Below are 1,319 nucleotides of genomic sequence, written 5' to 3' on the forward strand. Positions count from 1 at the left end.
CTCGCCGGCCCCCTCCCATTACTTGTCCATCTCAGCTCATGCCCATAACTTCCGTCACTCATTACGGTCCCGCGAACCATCCGAACGGGTGCGAAGCACCCGTGAGGAGAAATCGGCTGGGGAGGGTGTGGAAATTCCCTGTTGCCACGGTAGCAGGGCGCTCATCGATCGATTCTCATCAACAACAAGAGACACTCGAGGCCGCCGTTTCCGAGCAGATCGGCTGACCGCCGGGGCTCGAGCGCGAGCCCCGACTAGTCACCGCGCAAATCCGGAAACAGATCAGGCGGCACCGAACAGCCGCAGGGACCGACGGAGCCGGTATGCGGGCCGAGTGCGACCGAGATCAACACCGGTTTCCCACAGCGCGGGCAGTCGGGAAACGACGACTCCTCGTCGCCCCGCGTCCGATCGCCGCTTTTCGCATCGTCATTCGCCTCGCGATCGGGACTCATCCCCCGCGACCTCCGATCCGTCTCGAGGATGATACCGAACTCGAGACTGCTCGTGTCGGGCGATTCCACGGTCGTGCGGGACGTTTATATCCCGGTAGAATCAACGCAAACATGGCTTGTAACCCTCCGTGGGTTGGAAGCCGCGTCTCGGGTGCTGGTATCACCCGGGGCATTTCGATGCAGCCCCCTCCGCTCGCGCGTTTGGAGAGTCGGCTTCCGATTGGATTGTTGACTCGTTGTTATTTATATCTACTGCAAGCTTCGCGTTATTTACCCGCGCTCGAGTCGACGATTCGCACAGACGGATGCCGAACCGGCCGAAAGGCTATAGCGTCGCTGTGCTAACACGTTCCTAGATGGTGTCATCGGACGGGCTCAAAACGTGGTTCGACTACCAACTCCTCTTCCTGGGGGTCGCTATCGCATTCATGCTCGTCATCACCGCGTGGAGCCGACTCGTGACGTATCTGGGGTCGCTTCCTGTCGCGGACCCGGGCTTCGATCCCGCAGATCCGACGGTCGCGCTGGCGGTCACTGGAGGCGGTATTCTCGTGATTTTCCTGCTGATCGTGCTGGCGGGACTGCTGAACCGAGACCGGCAATAGCCCCAGAAGCGCCGACCTACTGACCCGCGTCCAGCGACGACGCGACCGACACCACCGCCGTCTCAGCCGCCCGCTCGAGTCCCACGTCGACCCCGAACGCCTCGAGCAGTCCACACCCCGCCTCGAGATGGTCGGTCACGGCCGGCACCCGAACTCGCCCACCGGTAACCGCGAGCAAGACGAGCCACTGATCGGCCATGTGCCGATCGACGGGTGCCACGCCCTCGAGAAACCGGTTCGCCGCGTCCGCGGCGTCCTC

The 1,319-nt window shown here is 62.8% G+C and carries 2 protein-coding genes and 1 pseudogene; 1 reads left to right on the top strand and 2 read right to left on the bottom strand.

Features of this window, described 5'->3' with window-relative positions; translation table 11 throughout:
* Positions 1-254: 254 nt before the first annotated feature.
* Entirely contained in the window at positions 255-524 is a 270-nt protein-coding gene (locus tag PGX04_RS30995) for a hypothetical protein (RefSeq protein WP_337959503.1), read from the bottom strand.
* A gap of 287 nt (positions 525-811) precedes the next feature.
* Between PGX04_RS30995 and PGX04_RS31000 the strand changes: the two genes are divergently transcribed.
* Positions 812-1,060, top strand: a complete 249-nt coding sequence (locus PGX04_RS31000; protein ID WP_273741998.1) for a hypothetical protein — start codon at positions 812-814, stop codon at positions 1,058-1,060.
* Positions 1,061-1,076: 16 nt separating this feature from the next.
* On the opposite strand, the pseudogene PGX04_RS31005 reads toward PGX04_RS31000, so the two are convergent.
* Positions 1,077-1,319 (bottom strand): annotated as a pseudogene (locus PGX04_RS31005) (RNA 3'-terminal phosphate cyclase); the annotation flags it as partial.

Source organism: Natrinema soli (genome assembly GCF_028618695.1).